Below are 24,094 nucleotides of genomic sequence, written 5' to 3'. Positions count from 1 at the left end.
GGGACGGGGAACGGGCACAGGCACGCGCACCGGCGCGCGCCTGCCCACTTCGCCCCTTCCAATGTAGGAACCGGCTTCGCATAAGCTGGTCGATGGACCCGTCGCCCGCCCCGCCCGCACGCCCGATGCCGTCTCACGCCGCGCCCGACCGCGCCGCACCCGACTCGCTGCACCCCGCTGCCGCGCCGCCCGAAGCCACGCCGCCCGATCTCGCATCCTCGGCCGCCACACGCGGCGACGCTGCAATCGGTGACGCTGCAATCGGTGACGCTGCAATCGGTGACACCGCAACCGCCGACGCCGCAACCGGCGACGACGCGCTGCCGCCGATTCCCGATTTCGATCCGGTGCCGGTCACGCGGCGCCGCCGCGACGGCTGGACGCCCGAACGCCAGCGCGGCTTCATCGCCGCGCTCGCCGAAACCGGGCTGGTCGCCACCGCCGCGCGCCGCGTCGGCATGGGCGTCACCTCGGCCTATCAGCTACGCCGCCGCCCGGGCGGCGCGGGCTTTGCCGCGGCGTGGGACATGGTGCTCGAAGAAGCGCGCGAACGCGCGCTCAGCTATCTGGTCGACCGCACGCTCAACGGCACCACGCGCCCGCGCTTCTATCGGGGCCGTTATGTCGGGACGATCCATGGCTATGAAACGCGCGCCGCCTGTGCGGTGGTTCGCGCCGCCTTCGCGACCGGCCCCGTCCCCTGGGCACGCAAGCCAAAGTGAAACGATGCAACGCACCTCCCTTCACTTTGCCGCGCTGCCTGCCGCGTCGACGCGTCAGAGGCGCCAGTGAAACACGTGACGCCACGTCGCCGGCACCGCGGTCCCCGACTCGTCGCGCTTCGGCTTGAAGCGTGCGCGGGCGAGCATCAGCTCGCAGGTGCGCGCGTCGAGCGACGGGACGCCGCTCGACGTCACGACCGTGCAACCGACGGGACACCCCTCCGCCGAAAGCGCGAGTTCGAACTCGACGTCGCCGGTCTGGCGTCGGCGGCGTGCATCGGCGGGATAGTCGTCCGCAGTCACCCAAGGCCCATTGGCGCGCGGCTTGGTGCATTCGGGTGTCGTCGTCATCGCTGCCATGGCAACCAGCGCCGTCAGAATCATCGGTCTTTCCCCCTCTGGATCGCGGTCCCCCGGCCCGGAACGCTGTTCCGCCGTCCGCCCGGTCACGATGATTGCCGAAGCCCGTCGAAGCAACCCCCGCCGCCCGCGCGGCAACAGCGCAAAGCGATTGCACGCAATTGCATCCTTGGCCCGAAAACGGCAGAGGCAGGGGACCATGAGCAACGTCACTCCCGAACTCCGCGCCGCAGCGCTCGTCTCCAAGGCCTGGCCCTATGAAGAGGCGCGCAAGCTGCTCAAACGCTATCCCCAGATCGCATCGGGTGGCGCGCCGGAGAAAGGCCATGTGCTGTTCGAAACCGGCTATGGCCCCTCGGGCCTGCCGCATATCGGCACGTTCAACGAAGTGCTGCGCACCACCATGGTCCGCCGCGCCTTCGAGAGCCTGTGCGACGTGCCGACCCGGCTGATCGCGTTCAGCGACGACATGGACGGGCTGCGCAAGGTGCCGGACAATGTGCCCAATCAGGAAATGCTGCGCGAGCATCTCGGCAAGCCGCTGACCCAGGTGCCCGATCCGTTCGGGAAATATGAGAGCTTCGCGCACCACAATAATGCGCGGCTGCGCGAATTTCTCGACCAGTTCGGCTTCGAGTACGAATTCGCCTCGTCGACCGACTATTACACCGGCGGCCGCTTCGATGCGGCGCTGAAGGGCGTGCTGCGCCACTATCAGGGCATCATGGACGTGATGCTGCCGACGCTCCGCGCCGAGCGCCAGGCGACCTATTCGCCCGTCCTGCCAATCAGCCCCAAGTCGGGCATCGTGCTCCAGGTGCCGGTCGAGGTCGTCGATGCCGAGGCCGGCCTCATTGCCTTCGAGGACGAGGGCGAGCGGATCGTCCAGTCGGTGCTCGGCGGCAAGGCCAAGCTCCAGTGGAAGGTCGACTGGGCGATGCGCTGGGTCGCGCTCGACGTCGATTACGAAATGGCGGGCAAGGACCTGATCGATTCGGTCACCCAGTCGGGCAAGATCGCCCGCGTGCTCGGCGGCCGCCCGCCCGAGGGCTTCAACTACGAGATGTTCCTCGACGAAAAGGGCGAGAAGATCTCCAAGTCCAAGGGCAACGGCCTCAGCCTCGAACAATGGCTGACCTATGGCCCCGAGGAGAGCATCGCCTTCTACGCCTATCGCGAGCCCAAAAAGGCCAAGCAGCTGCACCTGGGCGTCATCCCGCGCGCGATCGACGAATATTGGCAGTTCCGCGGCAACTATGCCGGCCAGCCGATCGAGCAGAAGCTGGGCAACCCCGTCCACCACATCCACAATGGCGAGCCGCCGGCGGAGACGCTGCCGGTCACCTTCGGGCTGCTGCTCAACCTCGTCGGCGTGATGGGCGAGGCGACCAAGGAGCAGGTCTGGGGCTATCTGACCAATTATGTCCCCGATGCGAATCCCGAAACCTATCCGGCGCTCGACCGGCTGATCGGCTATGCGCTTGCCTATGCCCGCGACTTCGTCGCGCCCACGCTCAAGAAGCGGGCGCCGGTGGGCGTGGAGATCGAGGCGCTCAAGCGCCTCGACGCCGAACTCGCCGCGCTGCCCGCCGATGCGACGGCCGAGGCGATCCAGGATCAGGTCTACGAGATCGGCAAGACCGGCGGGTTCGAGACTCTGCGCGACTGGTTCAAGGCGCTGTACGAGACGCTGCTCGGCTCCGAACAGGGGCCGCGCATGGGCAGCTTCATCGCGCTCTACGGCATCGAAAACAGCCGCAAGCTGATCGCCGAGGCGCTGGCGCGCGCGGCCTGACGGCGGCGGCGGCGCGGCGGTTTTCGGACGCGCCGGCCCCGGTTTGGGGAGACGCCGCCGGGCTTGCGGGTTAGGAAGGGGGTGCGGCCCGGTCGGGTCGCCTCTCCCCCCTGTGTTGCGCCAAAGGAAACCCCATGGCCCCCAAGCTCATCAGACGCGCCCGGTCGGCGACCCGCGCCTTTCTGCACAGCGAGGCGGCGGGGGGGATCATCCTGATGGCGGCGGCGGCGGCGGCGATGGTCGTCGCCAACCTGCCGGGGCTCGCCGACACCTATTTCCACACGCTCCACGCCGAAACCGGCCCGGTCATCAGCCCGGCGGCGGGGCCGATGACGGTGCATCTGTGGATCAACGATGCGCTGATGGCGGTGTTCTTCCTGCTCGTCGGGCTCGAGATCAAGCGCGAGTTCGTCGACGGCCGGCTGGCGAGCTGGGATCGCCGGCGGCTGCCCGTGCTCGCCGCGGCGGCGGGGATGGCGGTGCCGGCGGCGATCTATCTGGCGGTGGTGAAGGGAACACCGGGGCTCGGCAATGGCTGGGCGATTCCGGCTGCGACCGACATCGCCTTTGCGATCGGCGTGCTCGCGATCCTCGGCCGCCGCGCGCCCGCCTCGCTCAAGCTGTTCCTGACGACGGTGGCGATCGTCGACGATATGGGCGCGGTGACGATCATCGCGCTGTTCTACACCGCCCAGATCGACTTCGTCGCGCTGGCGATGGCCGCCGTCGTGCTCGCCGCCATGTTCGCGCTCAACCGGGCGGGGGTGAAGCGGCTGGCGGTCTATCTGGCGCTCGCGGCGCTGCTCTGGCTGTTCGTGTTCCGCTCGGGCGTCCATGCGACGATCGCCGGCGTGCTCGCCGCGTTGGCCGTGCCGATCACGCGCTCGCCGGGTGCGCCCGACGACGCCGATTCGCCGCTCCACCGGCTCGAACATGCGCTCCATCCCTGGTCGGCGTTCCTGATCGTGCCGCTGTTCGGCTTCGCCAATGCGGGCGTGTCGCTCAGGGGAATGACCCCCGCCGTGCTGGTCGAGCCGCTGCCGCTCGCGATCGCGATGGGGCTGTTCCTCGGCAAGCAGGTGGGGATTTTCGCCAGCGTGTGGGTGGCCGACCGCACCGGATTCGCCGCCAAGCCGGGCTGGGCGAGCTGGCCGCAAATCTATGGCGTCTCGCTGCTCGCCGGGATCGGCTTCACGATGAGCCTGTTCATCGGCGGCCTCGCCTTTCCGGGCCACGAACTGCTGGTCGACGAGGTCAAGATCGGCGTGCTGGCGGGATCGCTGCTCGCCGCACTGGCGGGCTTCCTCGTGCTGCGGCTCAGTCCGCCGCGCCGCGTCCTCGCGCAGAAGCTGCTCGAACGCCGCCACAACGGCGCCGGCTGACGGGGGATTGCCGGGCTCAGCCGCGTGTGGCGGCGAGCCCGGTGGGGCCGCGCCCGGCGCGGCGGCGCGGGTCGGCGAGCATCGCCACGCACCAGATCAGGAAGCCGCCAAAGGCAAGTCCCGCGCCGACATAGCCGGTCGAGGTCCAGCCCCATCCCGCCGCGATCGCCATCCCGCCCAGCAACGGCCCCAGCGCGTTGGCAAAGTTGAACGCCGAATGGTTGAGCGCCGCCGCCAGCGCCTGCGCCTCGCCCGCCACGTCCATCAGCCGCGTCTGAAGCACCGTGCCCAGCGACCCGGTGAACCCGATCGCCACCACCGCCACCGCGATCGACCAGAACTGCGTCGCGGCAACGGGATAGGCGAGCAGCGCCGCGGTGCTGCCGAGCAACAGCGCCGCTGCCGTCGGCATCAGCGCCCGGTCGGCGAAGCGCGGCACGATCAGGTTACCCGCCGTCATGCCGGCACCGAACAGCATCAGCACGATCGAGATCGTCGCCGGCGTCACCCGCGTCACCGCCAGCAGCGTCGAGGCGATATAGGTGTAGACGCAGAACACGCCGCCAAAACCGATCGCGCCAATCCCCAGCGTCAGCCATACCTGCGCATTGCCCAGCGCCGACAGTTCGCGCAGCGGGCTCGCCCGCGGATCCGGCACGTCGCGCGGCGCAAAGGCATAGACCAGCAGCGCCGTCACGAGCGCCAGCGCCGCGACGATGCCGAAGCCCCAGCGCCACCCCAGCGCCTGACCGAGCAGGTTGGCGACCGGTACGCCGAGCACGGTCGCAACGGTCAACCCCAGCATCACGCGCCCCACCGCCTGCGTCCGCTGCGCATAGGGAACGAGCGACGCCGCCACGAGCGCGGCGATCCCGAAATAGGCCCCGTGCGGCAATCCGCTGAGGAACCGGAACGCCAGCATCGCCCGATAGCTGGGCGCAACCGCGCTGAGCGCGTTGAACAGCGCGAAGGCCGCCATCAGCCACAGCAGCACCGTCCGCCGCGACCGCCGCGCCGCGATCACCGCCAAGAGCGGCGCCCCGACCACCACGCCAAGTGCATAGGCGCTGATGACGTGCCCCGCCGTCGGTTCGTCGATGCGAAGCCCGCGCGCCATGTCCGGCAACAGGCTCATCGTCGCGAACTCGGTCGTTCCGATCGCGAAGCCGCCCATTGCCAGGGCGAAGTGGACGAGCGCGACGGGCGCCGCGCGCGAGGTGGCGGAAGCAGTCATGGCGGCCAAGTGGCTATGCTGCACCGCAGCGTCAACCACAGCCATGATCGGCAGTTGACGAGAAAAATTCGTGAGCGGCGGCGGCAACCGTTCCGCTGTTCGGGCTTTATGGTGGGTTGGGCCGTACCTTGACGGGCGGCGCCGATACGAAAAAGGCCGCCCGCAAGCCGAAGCTCGGGGCGGCCCGTTCAAGCCGATCGCGATCGGATCAGAGCTTGCTGGTCAGTTCCGGAACCACCGTGAAGAGGTCGCCGACCAGGCCGATATCGGCGACCTGGAAAATCGGCGCGTCCTCGTCCTTGTTGATGGCGACGATCGTCTTCGAATCCTTCATGCCCGCCAGGTGCTGGATCGCGCCGGAAATGCCGACCGCGACATAGACTTCGGGGGCGACGATCTTGCCGGTCTGGCCGACCTGATAGTCGTTGGGGGCATAGCCCGCATCGACGGCGGCGCGGCTCGCGCCGATCGCGGCACCGAGCTTGTCGGCGAGCGGATCGATGATCTCGTGGAACTGCTCCGACGAGCCGAGCGCACGACCGCCCGAGACGATGATCTTCGCGCTGGTGAGTTCCGGACGCTCCGACACGGCGATTTCGGCGCCGACAAAGCTCGACAGCCCCGCATCGCCCTTGCCAGCAAGCGCTTCGACCGGCGCGCTGCCACCGGTGGCGGCGGCCTTGTCGAAGGCCGTACCGCGCACGGTAATCACCTTCTTGGCATCGCTCGACTGCACGGTCGCGATCGCGTTGCCCGCATAGATCGGGCGCGTGAAGGTGTCCGGACCCTCGACCGAGAGAATGTCCGAGATCTGCATGACGTCGAGCAGCGCGGCGACGCGCGGCGCGACATTCTTGCCGGTGGTCGTCGCGGGCGCGAGGAACGCGTCATGATCCGCCATCAGCGCGGCGACCAGCGGCGCGACATTTTCGGCCAGCGCGTTGGCATAGGCTGCATCGTCGGCGAGATGGACCTTGGCCACACCCGCGATCTGCGCGGCGGCATCGGCAACGCCGGCGCAGCCCTGGCCGGCCACCAGCAGATGAACCTCGCCGAGCTTCGCCGCGGCGGTGACGGTTGCAAGCGTCGCATCCTTGACGCTCTTGTTGTCGTGTTCGACCCAGACGAGCGTCTTCATCACGCGACTCCCATGCCCTTGAGCTTTTCAACCAGTTCGTCGACGCTGCCGACCTTGATCCCGGCCTGGCGCTTGCCCGGCTCGGTGACCTTGAGCGTCTTGAGCCGCGGCGTGACGTCGACGCCGTAATCGGCGACGGTCTTCTTCGCGACCGGCTTGGTCTTTGCCTTCATGATGTTGGGCAGCGTCGCATAGCGCGGCTCGTTGAGGCGCAGGTCGGTCGTGACGATCGCCGGCAGCTTCAGCGAAACGGTCTCGAGGCCGCCATCGACCTCGCGCGTGACCTGTGCATGGTCGCCCGCAATCTCGACCTTCGACGCGAACGTGCCCTGACCCCAGCCGAGCAGCGCGGCCAGCATCTGGCCGGTCTGGTTCGAATCGTCGTCGATCGCCTGCTTGCCCAGGATGATCAGCCCGGGCTGTTCTTCCTCGGCAACCTTGGCGAGCAGCTTGGCGACCGCCAGCGGTTCGACCTCGTCGTCGCTCTGGATCAGGATGCCGCGGTCGGCGCCCATTGCGCGCGCGGTGAGCAGCACGTCGGTCTCGGCCTTGGCGACGCCGATCGTCACCACGACAACCTCGGTCGCCACGCCCTTTTCCTTCAGGCGGACCGCTTCCTCGATCGCGATCTCGTCAAAGGGGTTCATGCTCATCTTGACGTTGGCGAGGTCGACGCCCGTGCCATCCGCCTTCACGCGGGGTTTAACGTTGTAGTCAAGCACACGCTTGACCGGGACCAGGATCTTCATCGCGTCCTTCCTGTCTGCCGGGAATATACCCCTGACAATTGGGTTACGTTTACGCGAACGTCAACCGCTCGCATGCGATTCGGCGTACGCCGCGATCAGCGTGCCGAAGGATTCCGGGGACGGAAATTTTGGATAGCTGTACGAAGCGCCAGTCGCCGCCCAGGGCAACGCTTCGTCGGTATAGGATTCAAGGAAAGGCGGTGCCGCCGGGGGCGAGTCGAGCATCGTCGTGCGCAGGTTGACGAAGGCGTCCAGCCCGTCGGGGCGCGTGAACAGCCAGCTCTTGCAGTAATCGCAATGGAAGTGCCGGGCATCGCCGTGCAACCCGCCAAGGACCGGCTCTCCCGCGAGGATCACGAACGCCTCGGCCGGATAAAGGCTGCTGAGCGAAAAGGCGCTGGCCGTCATCCGCTGACAGCCGGTGCAGTGGCAGGCCATGGTGACGAGCGGCGCGCCCGTCACCTGGAACCGCACGCGACCGCAACGGCAGCCGCCCTCGGCCGTCTCGACAACCGGGGCGGCCACGTCGCTCACGCCGCCTTCTTGACCTCCGCCACGATCTTCTTCGCAGCATCGCCCAGGTCGTTGGCCGGGACGATCGGCAGGCCCGAATTGGCCAGGATGTCCTTGCCCTGCTGGACGTTGGTTCCTTCGAGGCGAACCACCAGCGGCACCGAGAGGTTCACTTCCTTGGCGGCCGCGACGATGCCCTCGGCAATGATGTCGCAGCGCATGATTCCGCCGAAGATGTTGACGAGGATGCCCTCGACCGCGGGATCGCTGAGGATGATCTTGAACGCCGCCGTCACCTTCTCCTTGCTCGCGCCGCCGCCGACGTCGAGGAAGTTGGCGGGGAAGGCGCCGTTGAGCTTGATGATGTCCATCGTCGCCATGGCCAGGCCCGCGCCGTTGACCATGCAGCCGATGTTGCCGTCGAGCTTGATGTAGGCGAGGTCGTACTTCGACGCCTCGAGTTCCATCGGATCCTCTTCGGTCTCGTCGCGCAGTTCCATCAGATCCTTGTGGCGGAACATCGCGTTCGAATCGAAGCCGACCTTGGCGTCGAGCACCATCAGCTTGCCCTGCTCGGTGACCGCGAGCGGGTTGATCTCGATCTGCGACGCGTCGGTGCCGAGGAACGCGTCATAGAGCTTCGACGCGACGTTGGCCGCCTGCTTGGCAAGGTCGCCCGTCAGTTCGAGCGCGGCGGCAACCGCACGGCCATGGTGCGGCATGAAGCCCGTCGCCGGGTCGATGTCGATCGTGTGGATCTTTTCCGGCGTGTCGTGCGCGACGGTCTCGATGTCCATGCCGCCCTCGGTCGAGGCGACCATCGAGATACGCCCGGTAGCGCGGTTCACGAGCAGCGCGAGATAATATTCCTTCGCGATGTCGACGCCGTCGGTGATGTAGAGGCGGTTGACCTGCTTGCCGGCCTCACCCGTCTGAACCGTGACGAGCGTGTTGCCCAGCATCTCGGACGCGTGCTGGCGCACTTCGTCGGCGGTCTTGGCGAGACGGACGCCGCCCTTGGCATCGGCAGGCAGTTCCTTGAACTTGCCCTTGCCGCGGCCGCCGGCGTGGATCTGTGCCTTGACGACATAGAGCGGCCCGGGAAGCTTGGCCGAAGCGGCCACGGCCTCGTCGACGCTCAGCGCCGCAAAGCCGGCAGGCACCGGCACGCCGAACTTGGCGAGCAATTCCTTGGCCTGATATTCGTGAATGTTCATCGCTGAGGCGCCCTTCGCTTGCGAATATCGGTAATGTGGAGCCTGCCTAAAGCACAGGCGCAGGCGCGAATCCACCCCCGCGAAACTGCCGAGCCCCGGCGGAGCCGAATCGGCTCTGCCCGCAGGCGCCGCGATGTGCGGCGCCACGCGAGTCCTGACGGTATCGTTTACATGGCGGCGGCCGGCCCAGGACCGCGAATCAGCGCGTCAGCGATCGAGCCCGGTCGCGCACACGGCCGCCGCACTGGTCGTGACGCTCAGGATTTCCGGGTCGCCGAGCGCCCGCACACGATGAAGGAACTGCGAAACCGATTCGGACTTCGACGCGCGCGGCAGGTCGGCAAGGCGCAGCAGCTGCTTGAGCGACAGCCGGTCGGCCATCCGTTCGGCCATGCATCCCGCCAGCGGCCGCGGCAGCCCGGCGTTGACCAGCCCCGAGCGCAATCGCGCCTCGGGCACGGCGCAGCCCGAAAGCAAAAACGCCGCCATGAGGAATATTCCGACTCTCGTCCGCATCGCCGCGGCTCGCTATAGCGAAGCCATGCACCCTGCAATCGGATTCCTGCTGTTCGCCGCCACCGTCGCCGGGATGGAGGGCTTTGCCTATGCCGCGCATCGCTGGGTGATGCACGGGCCGGGCTGGTTCCTGCACAAGAGCCACCACCGCCCGCGCACCGGCCCGTTCGAACTCAACGATCTTTATGCGGCCATCTTTGCGGTGCCGTCCTTCATTCTGCTGCTCGGGGGGGTGCAGCTCGGCTGGTGGCCCGGTTTCACGTGGATCGGTGCCGGCATCGCCGCCTATGGCGCGATTTATTTCGGTTTCCACGACGTGATCGTGCACCGCCGCATCCACCATCGTTATGTCCCGCGCTCGCGCTACATGAAGCGGATCGTCCAGGCGCACCGGCTGCACCACGCGATCGAAAGCAAGGAGGGCACGGTCAGCTTCGGTTTCCTGTGGGCGCCGCGCCCGGAGGTGCTCAAGGCCCAGCTCCGCCGCTCTCCGGGCACGCCGCGCCGCGCCAACGCGGATTGACGCGCGCGCCCGCCGGGCACACATGAAAGAGCATGGAACCGCTGAACCTTTCCGAGTCCGAGTGGCGCAAGCGGCTGACTCCCGAGCAATTCCATGTCCTGCGTCAGGCGGGCACCGAACGCGCCTTTTCGGGCCACTTCACCGACAACAAGGCCGATGGCGTCTATCGTTGCGCCGGATGCCAGCTCGAACTGTTCGACAGCACCGAGAAATATGATTCGGGATCGGGCTGGCCGAGCTTCACCAGCCCCGTCGCGGCAGATCATGTCACCGAACATGCCGACAACAGCCACGGCATGCGCCGCGTCGAGGTGCGATGCGCGCGCTGCGACGGCCATCTGGGGCATTTGTTCCCCGATGGGCCGCCCCCCACCGGGCTGCGCTATTGCATCAATTCGGTCTCGCTCGATTTTCGTTCACGCAACGGCAACACGGGCAGCGCTACGCGATAGGGCGTTTGCGGCTGCAATCCTTGTGAGCCGCGCCATTAGGGCTTAATCCACCCAACCCGATGCGCCTGAAATCGAACAAGACACCGCGCGGCGCCAGACCGCGCCCTCCCGGCCGCTGGAAGCGGATCGCCCTGTGGACGCTGGGCACGGGCGGCGCGCTGGCGCTGATCGCGCTCGTTGCGCTGATCGTCGCCGTCTATTCGACGCGCGCGACGCTCCCAAGCTATGACGAACTCAAATCGTCGCCCAACGGACAGATGATCCGCGTCCATGCTGCCGACGGCACCGTGCTCGTCTCGCTCGGGCCGAGCTATGGCGAATGGATCAAGTACGATCAGATCCCGCAGGTGATGAAGGACGCGATCGTCGCGGTCGAGGACCGGCGTTTCGAGCATCATTGGGGCGTCGATCCCTGGGGACTGGCGCGCGCGGTGCGCATCGGCATCGCCAATCGCGGATCGGGCAAGCGGCTGCAGGGCGCATCGACGATCACGCAGCAGGTGGCGCGCACGATCTTCCTGTCGAACAAATATGATTTCGGCCGCAAGATGCGCGAGGCGATGCTGGCGCTGGCACTCGAACGCAAGTTCAGCAAGCAGCAGATTCTCGAACTCTATCTGAACAAGGTCTATTTCGGCGGCGGCGCGTATGGCATCGACGCGGCGAGCCGCAAGTTCTTCGGCCATCCCGCGACCAACCTTACGCTGGCCGAGGCCGCGGTGATCGCCGGCCTCGTCAAGGCGCCGTCGCATTACTCGCCGACCGCCGATGCCGAGGCCGCCGTGGGCCGCGCGAGCGTCGTGCTCAGCGTCATGGCCGAGACCGGCAAGATCAGCCAGGCGACCGCCGCGTCGACCGATCCGCACAGCGTCCGCATCGCCCCCGAGCCCAAGCAGAACAGCGTGCGCTACTTCACCGACTGGGCGCTGCCGCAGCTCGAGGTGCTGATCGACGAGAGCGAAGCCCCGCTCGAGGTGTGGACGACGCTCGATCTCAACATGCAGCGCGCGGCCGACGACGCGATCCGCGCCAATGCGCCCGACGGCGCGCAAGGGGCGCTTGTCAGCCTCGATCGCGACGGCGCGGTTCGCGCGATGGTCGGCGGCAAGGATTATGTCGCGTCGATCTACAACCGCGCGACGCAGGCCGAACGCCAGCCGGGTTCGGCGTTCAAGCTGTTCGTCTATCTCGCCGCGCTGGAGGCGGGGCATAAGGTCGACGACGTCGTGGTCGACGAGCCGGTTTCGATCAACGGCTGGAGCCCGCGCAACAGCTCGGGCCGTAATTCGGGCGAGATGACGCTGCGCACCGCCTTTGCCTATTCGATCAACACCGTCGCGGCAAAGCTGGGCCAGGAAGTCGGCTTCGCGACGGTGGCCAGCATGGCCCGGCGGTTCGGCATCACCACGCCGATCAACACCCAGCCGGCGATGGTCCTCGGCACCTCGAACGTCCGGCTGATCGACATGACGCGCGCCTTCGCCTCGGTGTCGCAAAAGGGCGTGGCAGTGACCCCCTATGGCATCACGCGGGTCACCGCGAACGGCAACGTCATCTATCAGCACGAGGTCGATACCAGCCACGTCCTCGTCGCCCCCTATGTCGCGGCGCAGATGACCGACCTGTTGCAGACCGCAGTCAACACCGGCACCGGCCGCGCCGCGCAGATCGGACGTCCGGTCGCGGGCAAGACGGGGACGACCACGTCGAACAAGGACGGCTGGTTCCTCGGCTTTTCGAGCGGGCTGACGACGGGCGTGTGGATGGGCCGCGACGATGCGCGGATGGTCCCCGGCCTTCAGGGCGGCACCGCCCCGGCGCGTGCCTTTGCCGCCTTCATGCGCAAGGCGGTCGCCAACCGTCCGGTGGAGGCGTTCGAGACGCAGGTGACGCTGCCCGAATGGCAGCTCGAGCCCGAGGACAATGCCTATTTCACGCCCGACAATGGCGCGATGGTCGATCCCGACGGCAATCCGCTGCCCGAAGGGCCGATGCCCGCGCGCCCGCCGCTCGACGCGCCGCCTCCGCCGGGCGGCCAGCAGAACGACGACCGGCTCGATCAGGCTTGGATCGACCGGATGACCGGCCGCGCGCCCCCGCAACCCAACCGTTCGCCGCAGGCCGGCCGCCCGGCCGGGCGCGATGCGACGCGGACGCCGCCCGCCGATCGCGGCCAGGCCAATCCGCGCGAGGGCGACGGCGACGGGTTCTGACCCGCACCGTCGCGCGCGTTCATTCGCTTGGGTCGTGAGCCTGGGCGCCGACCCAGTGCAACGCGCTGCCATGGCGACGCAGCCATGCCCGCGCCGGCGCCGGATCGGCTTCGAGCAGCGTCGCCACCAGCCGATGGAATGCCGGTGCGTGGTTCATATGGACCCGGTGCGCCACTTCGTGCGCGACCGTTGCCTGGCGGACGAAATCGGGCGCGAGGATCAGTCGCCAGCTATAGCGGATCGCTCCCGACGAAGCGCAGCTTCCCCAGCGCCCGCGCGGATCGCCGACCGATACGCGTGTTACCGAAACCCCAAGCCTTTCGGCAAACGCTGCCGTCTCGGCGCTGAGCAGATCGAGCGCTTGCGCGCGCAGCCATCGTTCGATCCGGCGCCCCACGCCGTCGCGCGGACCGCCGACGCGGAGCATCGCGCCATCGAGCGCCGGCGCCCTCGACGCCGCTTCGTCCCAGGCAATCGTCACCGACCGCCCGCGAAAGGGAAAGCTGCCCCCTGGCACCAACGGCGTGGCACCGGGAAGCCGCGCCTGCTGGGCCGCGATCCATTCGCGCTGCGCCTCGACCCAGCGAAGCGCATGCGGCAGCGAGGCGCGCGGCGGCAGGGTCAGGCGAACCCGCCCGTCGCGCGGATCGACGGTCAGACGCAGCCGGCGGGCGCGCGCGCTGCGCACGACCTCCACCGGCACCGTCAAAGCGGTCGGTCCACCAGATGATGTTCGAAATCGCCCGCGTCATCCTCGGAGATCGTCCAGCCGCGGGTCGACTGGCCGGCGGCGTGCACCGCCTCGGGATCGCCACAAACCAGATAGTGCCATTCGGGCAACGGCTCGCCTGCAGCGCGAAGGCGGTACGCACAGGTCGACGGCAGCCATTCGATCGAATGGACGTTGCGTGCATTCAGCCGCACGCATTCGGAAACAAAGGCGTGGCGATGGCGATAATTGCTGCACCGGCCCATCCGGCGATCGAGCAGGCGGCACGCCACGTTGGTCGCGAGCAGCTCGCCCGTATCCTCGTCCTCGAGCTTATGGACACAGCATTTGCCGCACCCGTCGCACAGCGCCTCCCATTGCGCGCGATCGAGCTTCTCCAGCGGCGTGTTTTCCCAGAAACGCTCGCTCATCGCGCCCAGTGCCGGACCTGATCGGCGATCGCCCGCCCGTCCTGATCGAGCGGCAGCGACGCGATCGGTTCGCCCTGCGGTCCCATCAGGAACGCGACCGCGACATGATCGACCAGATAGCCGCCGCCGGGACCGGGCGGCTGTTTCTTGTAATAAACCGCATAACGGCGCGCGACATCCGCCACGGCCTGCGGGCTGCCCGTCAGCCCGACGACGCCGGGATGGAAATTCGCGACGAACTGGCGCAGCGCCGCGGGCGTATCGCGCTCGGGATCGACGCTGATGAAAATCGGCACGACGCGCTTGGCGATGCCCGGCGCCTCCTTGTCGAGCAGCCGCATCGCCTGGCCGATCTTCTGCATGTCGGTCGGGCACACATCGGGGCAATAGGTGTAGCCGAAATAGACGATGCGATAGCGGCCGTTGAAATCGGTATCGCGCACCGTCCGGCCATTCTGGTCGGTGAGCACGAACGGACCGCCGATATGCGCTCCCGTCAGCGGCGGCTTGCTTTCACCGCCGCCGCAGGCGGCGAGCGGCGCGGCGAGCAACGCCGCGGCGACCAGGCGAGACATGCTATTCATGGTGCCGCCCCAGATGATCTGTTAGACCCCCGGTTGCAAGAACGGGTCCGAGCAAAAGGTTCAATTGCGTCATGCTGTTTCGTGCTTCCTGCGCCGCCATCGCCGCTGCCCTGATGCTGGGCGCCGTCCCCGCGGCCGCGCAACAATTTTCCGATAGCTATGAGTTTCTGGAGGCGATCCGCAAGGCGGACGGCGCCAAGGTCAACAAATATCTGCAGGACAAGGGGCTGCGGATCGTCAACACGCGCGACCGCGAGAGCGGCGAGGGCGCGATCCACATCGTCACGCGGCGCGAGGATCTGCTGTACCTGCGCGTGGTGCTTCAGCAGGACGAGGTCAACGTGAACCTTCAGGACCGGCGCGGCAACACCGCGCTGCTGCTCGCTGCCGACCGCGGCTGGAGCGAGGGGGTCGACACGCTGGTCAAGTACGGCGCCAATGTGAACCTGCCCAATGCCGCCGGCGAGACGCCGCTGATCCGCGCGGTGCAGGCACATGACGAACGCGTCGTCGCCGCGCTGCTCAAGGCCGGCGCCGATCCCGACCGCGCCGATTTCCTGACGGGCAAGTCGGCACGCGACTATGCCCGCGACAATGCGCGCTACCCCGGCGTGGTCAAGCTGCTCAACGATGCGCCCAAGGCAGCGAAGGGCGCGGCGGGACCGCGGCTCTAAGCGTGTGGCCGGCGTCGTGTCCGGCCTCCCCGGACACGGCGCTTGAACGGCTAGAATCCAACCCCGGCGTCGGGATCGACATGCTGAATCACCCGGCGCGCGGCGCGGCGGGCGAACGACAGCGTGCATTTGCGCCGCGCAGCCGAGCCCAGCGGCACCGTCGCCGCCTCGCGCATCACCGCCGCGTCATAGCGGTCGGCAACGATCAGCCCCGCCCGTTCGGGCAACAGCCCCGGCTGTTCGAACGGACGAAGATCGAATCCTCCGGGCACCGCCCAGAAGAAGCGGTCGCAATAGGGCAGATATTCGGGCCATTTGGCGTCGCCGAGCAGGTCGGCACGCGACACCTTGATCTCGACGATGACGATATTGCCGCGCGCATCGATCGCCATCAGGTCGGCGCGACGGCCATTCTCGAGCGGGACTTCGGCCAGGGCCACGCAGTCGTGGCGAAGCAGCATCCGGCACACGCCGCGGACGACATCGGGCGCCTGCATGCCCATCGGCGACGGCGCCGCCGTCTCTGCGTCAACCTCGATCGACATGCGCGCGGCATAGAACATTCATGGAACAAACAAAAGCCCCGACGCATCGCATCGGGGCTATCACAGTCTTGTGCACATTTTAGCGCTCCTCGGTCCGGCCGAGGACGGACGCGATCAGCGATAGAAAATGTGGTTGCCGACGGTCGCGACCCGGTCGCGGTTGAAGCCGCCGCCGCGCGCATAACGCGCATGAAAATAGAGCGCTTCGTTGGCCGGGCTTTCCCACAGATCCTTCTGCGCGACCTGCGCCACTGCCAGTGCACGGCGCCACTGGGCGTTGGCCGGCGGCGAGGGCAGGCGGCCGCCGCGCACGAACGAGAACTGGCCCGGCTGCGCGAGCACGCCGCACACCGTGGTCGGGAACCGGCCCGAGCGCGTGCGGTTCAGCAGCACTTCGGCAACCGCCAGCTGGCCCGCGAGCGGTTCACCCTTGGCCTCAAAATAGATGCCGGTGGCAAGGCAACGGAGTTCGCTGTCGGATTCGGCCGGAACGACCTGCGCTTCGACGGCCGCGAGCAGCGTCTCGTAATCCTGGTCTTCCTGGAGCGCCGCCTGGGGTAGCGGCTGGACAATTTCGCCGTCCTTACGGACCAGCTGGGCTGCCTGGGGCAGCGCGGGAACCACATGGTGTTCCTGGACGTTGACGCTCTGAACCTGTGCAGCCTGGCCATTGGCCGGCTCGGCGGGCGTCCCGTCGAGCGTTGCGGCGTTGGCTAGAGCCGCAAAGCAAAAGGTCAGCACCGCGAAACCCGCGGCGCGGAAGCGCAACTTCATACAAGACTTTGACTGTGCGGTTGGTGCACGGCCGCCCCCTGATCATCGTCCGATGATCCCCTCTGGGCCGCCGGGCCTCCCCCCGACTGCGTAACCGATCGACTTCACACCCCGGTCGGCACAACGCGATTGAACGTCATCGGCCTTTTCCCGATCGGCGCGCGACCGTCAACCGAATGTCATCGTTTCAGCGGCGAACCGTTCGGCGCCTGCGATATCCAGTTCGACGACCCACAGGTCGGGATCGCGGCTTCGCCGGCGGCGCCAATAGTCGGTCGCATCGGCATCGTCGGCGAGCGTATCCGGTCCGGTGGGCCGAAGCCCGCTGGCGCCGTCTGGCCCCAGACCACGCTCGAAAAACCGCGGATTCTGGCCTTTTTCCAGGCAAAGGAAGAGGACGGCACCCGATGTTGCGTCACCGCGGGCAAGGATTGCGGCGTTGCCGCCCGCCGCGGCGACCCGGCGGATCACCGCGCTGACCAGCAGCCCGGCGGCAGGACGCGGATTCATTCTGCAGCCGGCGCTGCCGTCGCATAGCCGGGCAGCGTCGCCAGCGGGATTCGCGATCGCATGAAGGTGCCGGTGCCCCGCGCAACCTCCTCGCCCTCGGCGTCGATCAGGCGCGCTTCGGCAACGAAAACGCGCCGCTGGCCGCTCACCCACCGCCCTTCGGCAATGATCGGCCCCTCGCTGAGCGGCCGCGTGAACAGCAGGTTGAACTGCGTCGTCAGCAGGAAACGATCGGTGACGAGGCTGTTGGCGGCGTAAAAGGCCGCGTCGTCGAGCATCTTGAAATAGGCGGTGCCGTGGACCGCGCCACCGGCATGGAAGAAGCGCCGGTCGACCGCAAAGCGGATCCGCGCAAGGCCGCTTTCGGGAATCTCGAGCACCGATTCGAACAGCCGGTTGATCGGCGCGGCGGCATAGAGCGATTCGAGCGCGCGGAAATGGGCGGCCGCGCCAAAGGGTTCAGGCTGCGTCACGCGCCTCCACCCCGGTCAACAGCGCGAACAGCGCATCGGGCGAGCCCGCGCCGCGCAGCTTTGCCGCGAAGGCGCGATCGCGCAGCCGACGCGATACGCTGGCAAGCGCCTTGAGATGGTCCGAGCCCGCGTCGGCGGGCGACATCAGCATGAACACCAGGTCGACGGGCAATTCGTCGACCGCCCCGAAATCGACCGGTTGCGCCAGCCGGGCAAAAACGCCGACGACATGGTCGAGCCCCGCCAAACGGCCGTGCGGAATCGCGATTCCTGCGCCGAATCCGGTCGATCCCAGCTTTTCACGCTCGGTCAGCGTATCGCACACCGCACGTGCGTCGAGCCCCCAAGCGCGTTCGGCCGCAGCGCCGAGTTGCTGGAACAGGGCCTTCTTGCTGGTCGCACCCAGATCGGCGAGCACCGATTCGGGAGAAAGCAGGGTGCTGAGTTCGGTCATCAATCGTCCAAGCCGTTGGAAAGGGCGGCGCGTCGCCGCGCCGCCGCGATCTTTCCCCTAGGCGGACGCGCGGTTGGGCTCAACCCAGCCGATCGTGCCGTCGCCGCGGCGATAGACCATGTTGTACGTACCCGTACCCGCGTTACGGAACAGCAACGCATTGGTGTTGCGCAAATCGAGCATCATCACGGCGTCCGAAACGGTGGTTTCGGGCACGTCGACGCGCGTTTCTGCGATCACCAGCGGGGCCTCGCCGGGCTCCTCGTCCTCGCGCGGCTCCTCGAACAGCGTATAGCCGGCATTGTCATACGCGCCGGTTTCGGCAAGCGCGTTGACGACGCCCGGCTGGCGATCCTTGATCCGGCGCATATAGCGGCGAAGCTGCTTGTCGATGCGCTCGGCCGCGCCGTCAAAGGCGCCGTGCGCCTCCATGCCCTGGTTGGTCGCCTTGAGCACCAGCCCCTGCATGACGTGCATCACAATGTCGCAGGTGAAGCCGGAATCGCGCGGGCCGCGGCCGAACGTGACGGTGGCCGAAAGCGAGCGCGCGAAATACTTGTCCGCGATACCCTGGATCCGCTGCGTGACCTGTGTCTGCAGCGCGCCGCCGGTTTCGACCTGGTGGCCCGAGATTCGGATATCCATGGACTTTTCCTCCTATCGTTGATCGCGCCCCGTACTTGGGATGGGGTCGCCCCGGCGAATCAGCCGGTTTGTGCACCTTCCCAGAGCGGGTTCTCCAATACTTTGACAAAGGCCGCATGCCGTTCGAGTTCCTCGGCCGACGGCGCGAAGTGTCGCGGCGGGCGCACTTGCGCGCGAACGGGCGCCTCGATGCGCGTTTCGACGACCACCGGCTTGTCGACGGCGAGGCCCAGCGTGATCTGGCGCCCCCCGGTGAGTTCGACATAGACCTGAGCGAGCAGCTGGGCGTCGAGCAGCGCGCCGTGCAGCGTGCGGGCGCTCAGGTCGATCCCATAGCGCGAACACAGCGCGTCGAGCGTGTGCTTCGACCCCGGATGGCGAACCCGCGCGAGCGCCAGCGTATCGACCATCCGGTCCAGCGAAACGATCGGCCGGCCGCACCGGCCCAGTTCGCCGTTCAGGAAGCTGAAGTCGAACCCGGCATTGTGCGCGACGAGCGGCACATCGTCACCGATGAAGTCGAGCAGATCCTCGACCACCGCCTCGAACGACGGCTTGTCGGCAAGGAAGGCGTCGGACAGTCCGTGGACGTTGAACGCCTCCACCGGCATCGGCCGTCCGGGATTGATATAGGTATGGAAGGTGCGGCCGGTCATCACCCGGTTGTGCAGTTCGACACAGCCGATTTCGACCAGCCGGTCCCCCCCTGAAAAGCTGAGGCCGGTTGTTTCGGTGTCGAACACGATTTCACGCATGCCCCCTTTATTGGGCGGGCGCGGCCCTTAGGCAAGCGATCAGCGCCCGTACGTGTTCGCGCGTAGCGTCGATCGAACCGCCCGTCGGAATGACGAAATCGGCGCGCGCGCGCTTTTCCGCGTCGGGCAGCTGGCGTGCAAGGATCGCATCGAGGCGCTCTGCGGTCATCCCCGGCCGCGCCAGCACGCGCGCGCGCTGCACCGCGGCTTCGGCCGAGACGACCGCTATCTGGTCGACCTGCTGCCATCCGCCCGCCTCGAACAGCAACGGCACGTCGAGCACGACGACCGGCGCATCGGCATGCCGCGCAAGAAACGCGGCACGCGCCGCCGCGACCGCCGGATGCACGATCGCCTCCAGGCGGGCGAATGCCTCCGGATTGCCGAACACCGCCTCGCCGAGCAGCGTGCGGTTCACGCCCAGTTCGCTCGTCGTGTCGGGAAACGCGGCCTCGATCTCGGCCACCAGCGCACCGCCCGGCCCCTGCAGGTGATGCACGATCGCATCGGCATCGAACACCGGCACGCCCGCTTCCTCGAACATGCGCGCCACGGTCGACTTGCCCATGCCGATCGACCCGGTGAGGCCTAGGACGATCATGCCGTCAGCAAGGCCCGCAATTCGTCGTCGCGATCGCGCGGCGGTTCGGCGCCGAAGAACAGCTCGAACGCATAGGCTGCCTGGCCGATCAGCATTTCGAGCCCGTCGACGGTATCCAGATCGCGCGCGCGCGCCGCCGCCAGCAACGGCGTCTCGAGCGGCGCATAGACAATGTCATAGACGATCGCATGCTCGGGCAGCGGATCGAGGTCGAGCGCCAGCGGCGGTTGCCCCGCCATGCCCAGCGGGCTGGCATTGACGAGCAGGTCAGCGCGCGGCAGCGGCGCGGCAAGCGGCTGCGCATCGCCCTTCAGTCCGAAATGCGAAAGCAGCGCGGCCGCCTTCAGGACGTTCCGGTTGAGGATCGTGACCTGCCCCACGCCGATCCGGGCGAGCGCGAACAGCACCGCGCGCGCCGCGCCGCCCGCACCGATCACGACGGCGTGCCCGCCCGCAAGCGGCACCTCGGCGAGCGGCGCATAAAAGCCCGCCGCGTCGGTGTTGGTCCCCACCACCGCGCCGTCCTCGGCACGAAAGGCGGTGTTGATCGCCCCGATCGAGCCGCGGATATCGCCGCGATCCTCGACATGGTCGAGCGCCGCTTCCTTGTGCGGGATGGTGATGTTGCACCCGCGCCAGTCGGGGTCGGCGCGGCGCTCGGCAAAATAATCGGCGAGCCGGTCGGGCGTTACCGCGAGCGCGCGATAATCGGCGTCGATTCCCAGCGCATCGAGCCAGAAGCCGTGGATGCGCGGCGACTTGCTGTGCGCGATCGGATCACCGATGACTTCGGCATAGGGTTTCATCGGTCAAGCACTCCACGGACCCGCAGATAATCAAGGATCGGCAGCATCGGCATGCCGAGGATGGTGAAATGGCTGCCCTCGATCCGTGCAAACAGCTGCACGCCCGGGCCTTCCATGCGATAACAGCCGACGCACCCGGCAATGGCGGGCCATTCGCGGTCCAGATAGGCCTCGATAAAGGCGTCGCTGAGCGGACGGACATGCATCCGGGCGCGATCGACGTGCCGCCACACCGCGCGATTGCCCTCTGCGATCACGGCAGCGCTGAACAGGTCGTGCCGCCGGCCCGAAAGCCGGCGCAGATGCTCGGCCGCCTCGTCGCGCGACGTCGGCTTGTCGAGCAGCGTGCCGTCCTCGATCGCCACCACCGAGTCGCAACCGAGGACCAGCGCCGCAGGATCGAGCCGCGACAATTTGAGCGCCTTGAGTTCGGCAAGTGCATCGGCAAGTCCGCGCGCATCGATGCCCTGCGCCAGCAGCGACGCCTTGGCAGCCTCCTCGTCGACCTGGGCCGCCGCCGCCTCATGCGGCACCCCGGCCGCGTCGAGCATCGCGCGACGCGACGCGCTTTGCGAAGCGAGCACCAGCCTCATGCGTTCTTCCTCCGCAGGTTGCGTTCGTTGCACAGCTGGATGATCGCCGCCGCCGTCTCCTCGATCGAACGCCGGGTGACGTCGATCACCGGCCAGCCGCGATCGGCAAACATCCGGCGCGCGAACGCGATCTCGTGCTGAACCGAATGCTGGTCGACATAGGCGGTCTCCTGGCTCTGGTTGAGCAGCAACAGGCGGTTGCGCCGGATCTGCACCAGCCGGTCGGCGCTGGTCGTCAGCCCGACGATCAGCGGGTTGCGCAGCGAATAGAGTTCGGCCGGCGGCGGCGATTCGACGACGATCGGGATATTGGCGGTCTTGTACCCGCGATTGGCCAGATAGATCGCGGTCGGCGTCTTCGACGAACGCGAAACGCCCGCTAGGACAATGTCGGCCTCTTCCCAGTCCTCGGCGCCGATCCCGTCATCGTGCGCGATCGTGAACTGGATCGCGTCGACGCGCGCGAAATAGGCGGCGTCGAGCGTGTGCTGGCGCCCAGGCCGCGCCTTGGCTTCCTGGCCCAGCAGGTTGGACAGCGCGTGGCTGACCGGATCGAGCGGGGCGATCGCCGGCAGCCCGAGTGCGCGGCAGCGGGTCTCGAGCATCCGGCGAATGTCGCTGTTGACCAGGGTAAAGATCACCAGCCCCGGATTTTGCGCGATTTCCTGGAGGATCCGCTCGAGATGCGCCTCGCTGCGCACCATCGGCCAGAAATGCCGGAGCGGTTCCACATCGTCGAACTGCGCAAGCGCCGCCTTGGCGATGTTCTCGAGCGTCTCGCCCGTCGAATCCGAGAGCAGGTGGAGATGCAGCCGCATCAGCGCGGGGACGAGTCTGTGGATAACATGGTGCACGCTCGCTAGCGCAACCGGTGCCTGCGGCCAAGCACCGCGGAATCGAGTCCGTCGTGGGTGATTCGTCCACAACCGCATCCCCAGCGGCGGGTTCCGATCCACAGCCTGTGGATAGCGTGAATCAATTCCCCGAATCCGTGGAGTTCCGGGTGGCGCAAGGAGTCAATCTGTTGGCAATGCGGGGGCAATGCGATTAGCCACAGCTTTCACGCGCCAACAGACTCCAACAGACTCTGAGAATCAGATTCTCTTTTGATTTAGGAAGGCGGATCCCCTGAGCATCGTGACCACCAAGCCCCTGCTCGCGACCCTGCGCGGCGAAAAACTGTCGATTCCGCCCGTCTGGCTCATGCGCCAGGCCGGTCGTTACCTTCCCGAATATCGGGCGCTCCGGGCCGAAAAGGGCGGATTCCTCGCGATGGCCATGGACAGCGCCGCCGCCGCAGAAATCACGCTTCAGCCGATCCGGCGGTTCGGGATGGACGGCGCGATTCTGTTTTCCGACATTCTGGTCGTGCCGATGGCGCTGGGACAGCGGCTGTGGTTCGAAACGGGCGAAGGCCCCCGGCTGGCGCCCGTGATTCAGGGCCAGTCGGCGCTCGACCAGCTCGAATCCGATCCGGCGCTGCTCGATCCGATCTACGAAACGGTGCGTCGGGTCCGCGCGCAGCTTCCCGCGCACACCACCTTTCTGGGCTTTGCAGGCAGCCCCTGGACGGTCGCGACCTACATGATCGCGGGGCAGGGCAGCCGCGAACAGGCCGAGGCGCGGCGGCTCGCCTATCGCGATCCTGCGATGATGCAGGCGCTGATCGACCGGATCACCGAGACGACGATCGACTATCTCGCGGGCCAGATCGCGGCGGGCGTCGAGGCGGTGCAACTGTTCGACAGCTGGTCGGGCAGCCTTTCGCCCGCGCAGTTCGAGCAATGGGTGATCGCCCCGACGGCACGCATTGCCGCGGCGCTCCATGCCCGGGCGCCGCACGTTCCCGTGATCGGCTTTCCGAAGGGGGCGGGCGGCAAGCTGCCGGCCTATGCGCGCGAAACCGGCGTCGATGCGGTCGGCCTCGACGAGACGGTGGACCCGTACTGGGCTGATTCGGCGCTGCCGCAGGGGTTGCCGGTTCAGGGCAACCTCGATCCGCTCGCGCTCATCGCCGGCGGTTCGGCGCTCGACACCGCAATCACCGCGATCCTCGGCGCGTTCGAAAACCGGCCGCATGTGTTCAATCTCGGCCATGGCATCCTGCCCGACACGCCGATTGCGCATGTCGAGCAACTGCTTCTCCGCCTGCGCGGGGAACCGGCATGAGCGGTCTGCTCGGCGGCGCCTATCTGTGGGTGAAGGCGTTCCACATCATCTTCGTCATCTTCTGGATGGCGGGGCTGTTCATCCTGCCGCGATACCTCGTGCACCATCAGGAGGCGCTGGGAAGCCCGCAGGCGGCCGATTGGGTGCGGCGGGAGGCGTTGCTGCGCCGGATGATCCTTACCCCCTCCCTGGTCGTCGTATGGGCGCTGGGGCTGCTGCTCGCGGCGCATCTGGGGCTCTTCGACGGACAGCCGGGGCTGGGCTGGCTGCACGCCAAGCTGACGCTGGTCGTCCTGCTCAGCGGCTATCATGGCTGGGCGGTGGCCTATGCGCGTCGGCTGGCCCGCGGCGAGGGACGTCTCTCTTCGCGCACGCTGCGCATCGTCAACGAACTGCCGGCGCTCGCGGCGATCGGGATCGTCATCCTGGCGGTGGTCAAACCGTTCTGATCGAATCACAGCGTTCAAGCGCAGCGCCCGCGAATCGGCAGCCGCTTGGCGGTTGACTTGACGCGGGCGCAGACCTAATTCGTGGCAAAGGCGCCGGTCCTCCGGCGC

At 67.5% G+C, this 24,094-nt stretch carries 30 protein-coding genes; 9 read left to right on the top strand and 21 right to left on the bottom strand.

The window, feature by feature from the left end; genetic code table 11:
* Positions 1-92 precede the first annotated feature (92 nt).
* A complete protein-coding gene (locus tag ACT3CF_RS00400) occupies positions 93-722 on the top strand; it encodes a hypothetical protein (protein ID WP_478419740.1) in 630 nt (209 codons plus the stop codon).
* A 54-nt stretch (positions 723-776) separates the two neighbouring features.
* On the opposite strand, the gene ACT3CF_RS00395 is transcribed toward ACT3CF_RS00400, so the two are convergent.
* Positions 777-1,106: an energy transducer TonB gene (locus tag ACT3CF_RS00395; protein WP_478419739.1), complete on the bottom strand. Its 330-nt coding sequence runs from the start codon at positions 1,104-1,106 to the stop codon at positions 777-779.
* A 175-nt stretch (positions 1,107-1,281) separates the two neighbouring features.
* On the opposite strand from ACT3CF_RS00395, the gene ACT3CF_RS00390 reads away from it, so the two are divergent.
* Positions 1,282-2,877 carry a lysine--tRNA ligase gene (locus ACT3CF_RS00390; protein WP_478419738.1) on the top strand — a complete coding sequence of 532 codons (1,596 nt, stop codon included), beginning with the start codon at positions 1,282-1,284 and terminating at the stop codon, positions 2,875-2,877.
* 134 nt (positions 2,878-3,011) lie between these two features.
* Positions 3,012-4,259: a Na+/H+ antiporter NhaA gene (nhaA, locus tag ACT3CF_RS00385; RefSeq protein WP_478419737.1), complete on the top strand. Its 1,248-nt coding sequence runs from the start codon at positions 3,012-3,014 to the stop codon at positions 4,257-4,259.
* A 16-nt stretch (positions 4,260-4,275) separates the two neighbouring features.
* Here the strand turns inward: nhaA and ACT3CF_RS00380 are convergent, their stop codons facing one another.
* The 6 genes from ACT3CF_RS00380 to ACT3CF_RS00355 all read right to left on the bottom strand — a co-directional run bounded on the left by ACT3CF_RS00380 (position 4,276) and on the right by ACT3CF_RS00355 (position 9,599).
* Positions 4,276-5,493 carry an MFS transporter gene (locus ACT3CF_RS00380; RefSeq protein ID WP_478419736.1) on the bottom strand — a complete coding sequence of 406 codons (1,218 nt, stop codon included), beginning with the start codon at positions 5,491-5,493 and terminating at the stop codon, positions 4,276-4,278.
* A 208-nt stretch (positions 5,494-5,701) separates the two neighbouring features.
* A complete protein-coding gene (locus ACT3CF_RS00375) occupies positions 5,702-6,631 on the bottom strand; it encodes an electron transfer flavoprotein subunit alpha/FixB family protein (RefSeq protein WP_478419735.1) in 930 nt (309 codons plus the stop codon).
* Positions 6,631-7,380, bottom strand: a complete 750-nt coding sequence (locus ACT3CF_RS00370) for an electron transfer flavoprotein subunit beta/FixA family protein (RefSeq protein WP_478419734.1) — start codon at positions 7,378-7,380, stop codon at positions 6,631-6,633. The genes ACT3CF_RS00375 and ACT3CF_RS00370 overlap by 1 nt, the downstream gene beginning before the upstream one ends.
* 60 nt (positions 7,381-7,440) lie before the next feature.
* A complete protein-coding gene (locus ACT3CF_RS00365) occupies positions 7,441-7,914 on the bottom strand; it encodes a GFA family protein (RefSeq protein WP_478419732.1) in 474 nt (157 codons plus the stop codon).
* Positions 7,911-9,110 carry an ADP-forming succinate--CoA ligase subunit beta gene (gene sucC / locus ACT3CF_RS00360; protein WP_478419731.1) on the bottom strand — a complete coding sequence of 400 codons (1,200 nt, stop codon included), beginning with the start codon at positions 9,108-9,110 and terminating at the stop codon, positions 7,911-7,913. Before sucC ends, ACT3CF_RS00365 begins: the two co-directional genes overlap by 4 nt.
* Before the next feature lie 207 nt (positions 9,111-9,317).
* The gene (locus ACT3CF_RS00355; protein WP_478419730.1) at positions 9,318-9,599 is read right to left on the bottom strand and encodes a hypothetical protein; all 282 of its coding nucleotides are present in this window, start codon (positions 9,597-9,599) and stop codon (positions 9,318-9,320) included.
* A gap of 52 nt (positions 9,600-9,651) precedes the next feature.
* On the opposite strand from ACT3CF_RS00355, the gene ACT3CF_RS00350 reads away from it, so the two are divergent.
* From ACT3CF_RS00350 to ACT3CF_RS00340, 3 genes are read left to right on the top strand one after another with little or no spacing between them, the layout of a single operon-like run.
* Positions 9,652-10,149, top strand: coding sequence for a sterol desaturase family protein (locus ACT3CF_RS00350; protein ID WP_478419729.1), 498 nt, complete (start codon positions 9,652-9,654; stop codon positions 10,147-10,149).
* A gap of 32 nt (positions 10,150-10,181) precedes the next feature.
* Positions 10,182-10,601, top strand: a complete 420-nt coding sequence (gene msrB, locus ACT3CF_RS00345) for a peptide-methionine (R)-S-oxide reductase MsrB (RefSeq protein WP_478419727.1) — start codon at positions 10,182-10,184, stop codon at positions 10,599-10,601.
* 59 nt (positions 10,602-10,660) lie between these two features.
* Positions 10,661-12,814: a transglycosylase domain-containing protein gene (locus ACT3CF_RS00340; RefSeq protein WP_478419726.1), complete on the top strand. Its 2,154-nt coding sequence runs from the start codon at positions 10,661-10,663 to the stop codon at positions 12,812-12,814.
* Positions 12,815-12,833: 19 nt separating this feature from the next.
* On the opposite strand, the gene ACT3CF_RS00335 is transcribed toward ACT3CF_RS00340, so the two are convergent.
* Genes ACT3CF_RS00335 through ACT3CF_RS00325 form a run of 3 tightly spaced genes read right to left on the bottom strand, consistent with a single transcriptional unit; the run spans position 12,834 to position 14,538 of the window.
* Positions 12,834-13,523, bottom strand: coding sequence for a M48 family metallopeptidase (locus ACT3CF_RS00335; RefSeq protein ID WP_478419725.1), 690 nt, complete (start codon positions 13,521-13,523; stop codon positions 12,834-12,836).
* Positions 13,520-13,954: a YcgN family cysteine cluster protein gene (locus tag ACT3CF_RS00330; RefSeq protein ID WP_478419724.1), complete on the bottom strand. Its 435-nt coding sequence runs from the start codon at positions 13,952-13,954 to the stop codon at positions 13,520-13,522. Before ACT3CF_RS00330 ends, ACT3CF_RS00335 begins: the two co-directional genes overlap by 4 nt.
* On the bottom strand, positions 13,951-14,538 hold the full coding sequence (locus ACT3CF_RS00325) for an SCO family protein (protein ID WP_478419723.1): 588 nt from the start codon (positions 14,536-14,538) through the stop codon (positions 13,951-13,953). The genes ACT3CF_RS00330 and ACT3CF_RS00325 overlap by 4 nt, the downstream gene beginning before the upstream one ends.
* A 71-nt stretch (positions 14,539-14,609) precedes the next feature.
* Here ACT3CF_RS00325 and ACT3CF_RS00320 point away from each other — a divergent pair, with 71 nt between their 5' ends.
* Positions 14,610-15,212, top strand: a complete 603-nt coding sequence (locus ACT3CF_RS00320) for an ankyrin repeat domain-containing protein (protein WP_478419722.1) — start codon at positions 14,610-14,612, stop codon at positions 15,210-15,212.
* A 50-nt stretch (positions 15,213-15,262) separates the two neighbouring features.
* Here ACT3CF_RS00320 and ACT3CF_RS00315 read toward each other — a convergent pair whose 3' ends face one another.
* From ACT3CF_RS00315 to ACT3CF_RS00265, 11 genes are all read right to left on the bottom strand, one after another.
* Complete coding sequence (locus ACT3CF_RS00315) at positions 15,263-15,757, bottom strand: MmcB family DNA repair protein (RefSeq protein WP_478419721.1); 495 nt, start codon at positions 15,755-15,757, stop codon at positions 15,263-15,265.
* A 114-nt stretch (positions 15,758-15,871) separates the two neighbouring features.
* Positions 15,872-16,531: a cell wall hydrolase gene (locus ACT3CF_RS00310; protein ID WP_478419720.1), complete on the bottom strand. Its 660-nt coding sequence runs from the start codon at positions 16,529-16,531 to the stop codon at positions 15,872-15,874.
* A 168-nt stretch (positions 16,532-16,699) separates the two neighbouring features.
* Positions 16,700-17,041, bottom strand: a complete 342-nt coding sequence (locus ACT3CF_RS00305; protein WP_478419719.1) for a DUF1491 family protein — start codon at positions 17,039-17,041, stop codon at positions 16,700-16,702.
* Positions 17,038-17,514 (bottom strand): PaaI family thioesterase, encoded by a 477-nt coding sequence (locus tag ACT3CF_RS00300; RefSeq protein ID WP_478419718.1) that lies wholly within the window; start codon positions 17,512-17,514, stop codon positions 17,038-17,040. Before ACT3CF_RS00300 ends, ACT3CF_RS00305 begins: the two co-directional genes overlap by 4 nt.
* Positions 17,501-17,968: a PTS sugar transporter subunit IIA gene (locus tag ACT3CF_RS00295; protein ID WP_478419717.1), complete on the bottom strand. Its 468-nt coding sequence runs from the start codon at positions 17,966-17,968 to the stop codon at positions 17,501-17,503. Before ACT3CF_RS00295 ends, ACT3CF_RS00300 begins: the two co-directional genes overlap by 14 nt.
* A 57-nt stretch (positions 17,969-18,025) precedes the next feature.
* Entirely contained in the window at positions 18,026-18,613 is a 588-nt protein-coding gene (hpf, locus tag ACT3CF_RS00290; protein ID WP_478419716.1) for a ribosome hibernation-promoting factor, HPF/YfiA family, read from the bottom strand.
* A gap of 59 nt (positions 18,614-18,672) precedes the next feature.
* The gene (dnaQ, locus tag ACT3CF_RS00285; protein ID WP_478419715.1) at positions 18,673-19,368 is read right to left on the bottom strand and encodes a DNA polymerase III subunit epsilon; all 696 of its coding nucleotides are present in this window, start codon (positions 19,366-19,368) and stop codon (positions 18,673-18,675) included.
* Between the two features lie 7 nt (positions 19,369-19,375).
* Complete coding sequence (gene coaE / locus ACT3CF_RS00280) at positions 19,376-19,969, bottom strand: dephospho-CoA kinase (RefSeq protein WP_478419714.1); 594 nt, start codon at positions 19,967-19,969, stop codon at positions 19,376-19,378.
* Positions 19,966-20,775, bottom strand: a complete 810-nt coding sequence (aroE, locus tag ACT3CF_RS00275) for a shikimate dehydrogenase (protein WP_478419713.1) — start codon at positions 20,773-20,775, stop codon at positions 19,966-19,968. The genes coaE and aroE overlap by 4 nt, the downstream gene beginning before the upstream one ends.
* Positions 20,772-21,368, bottom strand: coding sequence for a Maf family protein (locus ACT3CF_RS00270; protein ID WP_478419712.1), 597 nt, complete (start codon positions 21,366-21,368; stop codon positions 20,772-20,774). The genes aroE and ACT3CF_RS00270 overlap by 4 nt, the downstream gene beginning before the upstream one ends.
* On the bottom strand, positions 21,365-22,186 hold the full coding sequence (locus ACT3CF_RS00265; protein ID WP_478421288.1) for a pyruvate, water dikinase regulatory protein: 822 nt from the start codon (positions 22,184-22,186) through the stop codon (positions 21,365-21,367). The genes ACT3CF_RS00270 and ACT3CF_RS00265 overlap by 4 nt, the downstream gene beginning before the upstream one ends.
* 310 nt (positions 22,187-22,496) lie before the next feature.
* Between ACT3CF_RS00265 and hemE the strand changes: the two genes are divergently transcribed.
* Positions 22,497-23,537, top strand: coding sequence for a uroporphyrinogen decarboxylase (gene hemE, locus ACT3CF_RS00260; protein WP_478421286.1), 1,041 nt, complete (start codon positions 22,497-22,499; stop codon positions 23,535-23,537).
* Entirely contained in the window at positions 23,534-23,986 is a 453-nt protein-coding gene (locus ACT3CF_RS00255; protein WP_478419711.1) for a CopD family protein, read from the top strand. Before hemE ends, ACT3CF_RS00255 begins: the two co-directional genes overlap by 4 nt.
* The last annotated feature ends 108 nt before the right edge of the window (positions 23,987-24,094 follow it).

This window comes from Sphingomonas chlorellae, assembly GCF_056485145.1.
This window is presented reverse-complemented; position numbering and strand designations above follow the sequence as displayed.

Coding starts and splice junctions, on each gene's coding strand:
- dnaQ (WP_478419715.1), bottom strand. CDS start 19,368: ATGCGTGAAATCGTGTTCGACACCGAAACAACCGGCCTCAGCTTTTCA.
- ACT3CF_RS00370 (WP_478419734.1), bottom strand. CDS start 7,380: ATGAAGATCCTGGTCCCGGTCAAGCGTGTGCTTGACTACAACGTTAAA.
- ACT3CF_RS00270 (WP_478419712.1), bottom strand. CDS start 21,368: ATGAGGCTGGTGCTCGCTTCGCAAAGCGCGTCGCGTCGCGCGATGCTC.
- ACT3CF_RS00305 (WP_478419719.1), bottom strand. CDS start 17,041: ATGAATCCGCGTCCTGCCGCCGGGCTGCTGGTCAGCGCGGTGATCCGC.
- ACT3CF_RS00400 (WP_478419740.1), top strand. CDS start 93: ATGGACCCGTCGCCCGCCCCGCCCGCACGCCCGATGCCGTCTCACGCC.
- aroE (WP_478419713.1), bottom strand. CDS start 20,775: ATGAAACCCTATGCCGAAGTCATCGGTGATCCGATCGCGCACAGCAAG.
- ACT3CF_RS00255 (WP_478419711.1), top strand. CDS start 23,534: ATGAGCGGTCTGCTCGGCGGCGCCTATCTGTGGGTGAAGGCGTTCCAC.
- ACT3CF_RS00340 (WP_478419726.1), top strand. CDS start 10,661: ATGCGCCTGAAATCGAACAAGACACCGCGCGGCGCCAGACCGCGCCCT.
- ACT3CF_RS00395 (WP_478419739.1), bottom strand. CDS start 1,106: ATGATTCTGACGGCGCTGGTTGCCATGGCAGCGATGACGACGACACCC.
- ACT3CF_RS00390 (WP_478419738.1), top strand. CDS start 1,282: ATGAGCAACGTCACTCCCGAACTCCGCGCCGCAGCGCTCGTCTCCAAG.
- nhaA (WP_478419737.1), top strand. CDS start 3,012: ATGGCCCCCAAGCTCATCAGACGCGCCCGGTCGGCGACCCGCGCCTTT.
- ACT3CF_RS00380 (WP_478419736.1), bottom strand. CDS start 5,493: ATGACTGCTTCCGCCACCTCGCGCGCGGCGCCCGTCGCGCTCGTCCAC.
- ACT3CF_RS00375 (WP_478419735.1), bottom strand. CDS start 6,631: ATGAAGACGCTCGTCTGGGTCGAACACGACAACAAGAGCGTCAAGGAT.
- ACT3CF_RS00310 (WP_478419720.1), bottom strand. CDS start 16,531: ATGAAGTTGCGCTTCCGCGCCGCGGGTTTCGCGGTGCTGACCTTTTGC.
- ACT3CF_RS00330 (WP_478419724.1), bottom strand. CDS start 13,954: ATGAGCGAGCGTTTCTGGGAAAACACGCCGCTGGAGAAGCTCGATCGC.
- ACT3CF_RS00350 (WP_478419729.1), top strand. CDS start 9,652: ATGCACCCTGCAATCGGATTCCTGCTGTTCGCCGCCACCGTCGCCGGG.
- ACT3CF_RS00355 (WP_478419730.1), bottom strand. CDS start 9,599: ATGGCGGCGTTTTTGCTTTCGGGCTGCGCCGTGCCCGAGGCGCGATTG.
- coaE (WP_478419714.1), bottom strand. CDS start 19,969: ATGATCGTCCTAGGCCTCACCGGGTCGATCGGCATGGGCAAGTCGACC.
- ACT3CF_RS00325 (WP_478419723.1), bottom strand. CDS start 14,538: ATGAATAGCATGTCTCGCCTGGTCGCCGCGGCGTTGCTCGCCGCGCCG.
- ACT3CF_RS00295 (WP_478419717.1), bottom strand. CDS start 17,968: ATGACCGAACTCAGCACCCTGCTTTCTCCCGAATCGGTGCTCGCCGAT.
- sucC (WP_478419731.1), bottom strand. CDS start 9,110: ATGAACATTCACGAATATCAGGCCAAGGAATTGCTCGCCAAGTTCGGC.
- ACT3CF_RS00320 (WP_478419722.1), top strand. CDS start 14,610: ATGCTGTTTCGTGCTTCCTGCGCCGCCATCGCCGCTGCCCTGATGCTG.
- ACT3CF_RS00265 (WP_478421288.1), bottom strand. CDS start 22,186: ATGCGGCTGCATCTCCACCTGCTCTCGGATTCGACGGGCGAGACGCTC.
- ACT3CF_RS00315 (WP_478419721.1), bottom strand. CDS start 15,757: ATGTCGATCGAGGTTGACGCAGAGACGGCGGCGCCGTCGCCGATGGGC.
- hpf (WP_478419716.1), bottom strand. CDS start 18,613: ATGGATATCCGAATCTCGGGCCACCAGGTCGAAACCGGCGGCGCGCTG.
- msrB (WP_478419727.1), top strand. CDS start 10,182: ATGGAACCGCTGAACCTTTCCGAGTCCGAGTGGCGCAAGCGGCTGACT.